This is a genomic window from Actinomycetota bacterium (genome assembly GCA_040755895.1).
Classification (GTDB): domain Bacteria; phylum Actinomycetota; class Aquicultoria; order Subteraquimicrobiales; family Subteraquimicrobiaceae; genus Subteraquimicrobium.
Genome location: JBFMAG010000049.1, coordinates 1 through 2,602 on the forward strand (window position 1 = coordinate 1; position 2,602 = coordinate 2,602).

General features: G+C 43.2%; 4 protein-coding genes. All 4 read right to left on the minus strand.

Annotation, left to right across the window (positions count from 1 at the left end; all coding sequences use genetic code 11):
• Positions 1–244: 244 nt before the first annotated feature.
• The 4 genes from AB1466_02410 to trxB all read right to left on the minus strand — a co-directional run bounded on the left by AB1466_02410 (position 245) and on the right by trxB (position 2,554).
• Positions 245–448 (minus strand): CooT family nickel-binding protein, encoded by a 204-nt coding sequence (locus AB1466_02410; GenBank protein MEW6188955.1) that lies wholly within the window; start codon positions 446–448, stop codon positions 245–247.
• A complete protein-coding gene (locus AB1466_02415; GenBank protein MEW6188956.1) occupies positions 441–875 on the minus strand; it encodes a DUF3842 family protein in 435 nt (144 codons plus the stop codon). Before AB1466_02415 ends, AB1466_02410 begins: the two co-directional genes overlap by 8 nt.
• 372 nt (positions 876–1,247) lie before the next feature.
• Positions 1,248–1,577 (minus strand): thioredoxin TrxA, encoded by a 330-nt coding sequence (trxA, locus tag AB1466_02420; protein MEW6188957.1) that lies wholly within the window; start codon positions 1,575–1,577, stop codon positions 1,248–1,250.
• A gap of 20 nt (positions 1,578–1,597) precedes the next feature.
• Positions 1,598–2,554, minus strand: coding sequence for a thioredoxin-disulfide reductase (gene trxB, locus AB1466_02425; GenBank protein MEW6188958.1), 957 nt, complete (start codon positions 2,552–2,554; stop codon positions 1,598–1,600).
• Positions 2,555–2,602: the final 48 nt, after the last annotated feature.

A 2,602-nucleotide genomic window follows, 5' to 3' on the forward strand; every position in this document is an offset into this window, starting at 1 on the left:
CTCGTAGAGTTTACCGAGCTCAATGGTCTGATGAATGGAGAGCTTAAACTGCGGCAAGTTAACTCCCCCAATGCACACAGTAGATTCACCTCCTTGAAATTTTACCTCGGGAGCCTCAAATGCAAATTCTCTCTAAAAACAAAAACCACGAAGTTGCTCGGCTTTCGAGCCGAATTTAGACCTTCGTGGTCTAAACTATTATAATAATATTATTCTATAAACTTTTGGGAAATCCTGCTTAAACTTATTTTTGTTGTTTTCCCCTTTCGGTGAGGATTACTTTATGTTCGAGTAATTTGATCTCTTTTACATCGGCTTCCACGAATTTTTGCTCACCGAAGAGATCCACCAGTAGCAATTTATCCTCTTCAGGCTTTATCGTGATCACATTTTCCATGAATTCCACGAGATTTCCCTCTTTTTCCATATATACCTTTGCTTCACACATCTTCTTTGACCTCCTGTGGTAGACCAAGTTTTTTCTTCAGCAAGGCTATGGCCTCGTCCATTAAATGTGGTAGGGGCAGGTGAGTGACTCCAATCAAGTCGATATGGGGGTGGCTTAAGGGTAGTAGAATCTTCTGGGCGGGCGAAGCAGCGATGGCCTCGGCCATGCCTGGAGTGAGCTCCCCCATCATAGAATTTGGGATCACCACCGATATCGATCCGATGATGATGTCGGCGTTGTTTGCGGAGAGCTTTACCGCATTTTCTCCCGTAGCACCTCGGTTGGCGCCGGCTTTCATCATATTGCTTGTGGCAATGGCATTTGTCCCCAAAACCACTATCTCAGCCCCAGGTACATTTTCCCGCAAGCGAGCGACTATCTGATGTCCAATGCTCCCACCCATTCCATCGATAACCACTATGGTCATGCTATCCTCCCATTTTCGATTAGTGATCAGCGACCAGCAACTTTTAAAAGACTAATTATGCCCTGGACATAATTCCAGAAGGGTGGCTCAAATCCTAAATTCAAAATCCCAAATCCCAAACAAATTCAAAATTAAAATTTTTGAAATCCTAATCCCTATTTCATTTTCTTTTTGAACCTTGGATTCCTTCGACTTTGCTCAGGAGATGTTTGCTCATTTAATATTGCTTAAATTTGGTGCTTTGTGCTTAGAATCTAAACCATTCCTTGTGCTTAAGGACAATGTTTTGGCAAAAAGAGCTTCTGTCGTAGCGATTTATGTCTAGCCTAAAAGACTAACCGAAAATCACTCGTTGAATATCGCTAGTCGTCTTTATTCGAGCCAGGGTGAAAGTTCATCGATAATTTTCTTTTTAGACAGAGCACCCACCAATTTTTTCTGCACTTCTCCGTTTTTAAATAGGATAAGGGTGGGGATGCTCAGGATATCATATTGTGCAGCTGTGTTTGGATTATCATCCACATTTAATTTGGTCACCTTTATTTTTCCTCCATACTCTCCAGCTATTTCATCAAGAATGGGCGCAATAATTCTACAAGGACCACACCAGGCAGCCCAGAAATCCACGAGGACAGGGATGTTCGATTTTAGAACCTCTTCTTTGAAATTATCGTCGTTTAAATCGATGACTTTCTCGCCCATATTAATCTCCTTTCCCAAGTTCAGTGGTTTGAAGATTCAGGTGAGCTTTGCTCGAGATATTTTTGAGCCGAAATTGCGGCGAGAGCACCTTCTCCTACAGCCGTCGTCACCTGTTTAAGAGGACTTTTCCTGACATCGCCCGCGGCGAATATACCCGCCACCGAAGTTTCGAGTTTCTCATCGGTTATTATGTATCCTTTTTCGTCGAGATGCAAAATATTTTTGACAAAATCGCTATTGGGGACGGTCCCGATGTAAACGAATATACCAGCAACTGGAATTTTTCTGAGCTCCCCGCTTATTTTATCCCGAACAATCACTCCTTCCACCTTAGTTCTTCCCAAAATTTCCGTTACATTTGAATTCCAGAGGAATTCTATCTTTGGATTCTTAAAGGCTCGGTCTTGCAGGATCTGGGTTGCCCTGAGTTTGTCACGACGGTGAACCACAATAACTTTTGAAGCAAATTTTGATAGAAGCAGAGCTTCTTCAACGGCTGCATCTCCACCACCGACCACCAAAATGATCTTATCTTTAAAAAGAGGTCCGTCGCAAGTGGCACAATAAGAGACCCCTTTACCTTGGAGTTCTTTTTCTCTTGGAATGTTGAGTCTTGCAGGATGAGCTCCCGTGGCTATTATTATCGCCTTTGTGAGATAATCACCGCTACTCGTGATGACCTTTTTTAATCCATTCTGTTTCTCGATGGAAATTGCCTCACAGGGTAGTGCTATGTCCAATCCGAAGTCTTGTGTCTGCTCCTCCATCAGTTGCGCGAGCTTAAGACCGGAAATTCCCTTGGGAAATCCCGGATAGTTCTCGATGAGGTCCGTGGTTAAAGCCTGTCCCCCCAATGTTTCCTTCTCGATGAGCAGTGTTTTAACCATCGATCTGGCCATGTAGATACCCGAAGTCAGACCGGCGGGGCCTCCTCCAATTATCATGGCGTCGTAAATTTCTTTATTCAAATTCCTCATCCAATTCCTTCATCTTAAATTTTGAATTGAAATACGCTCATCCAGATT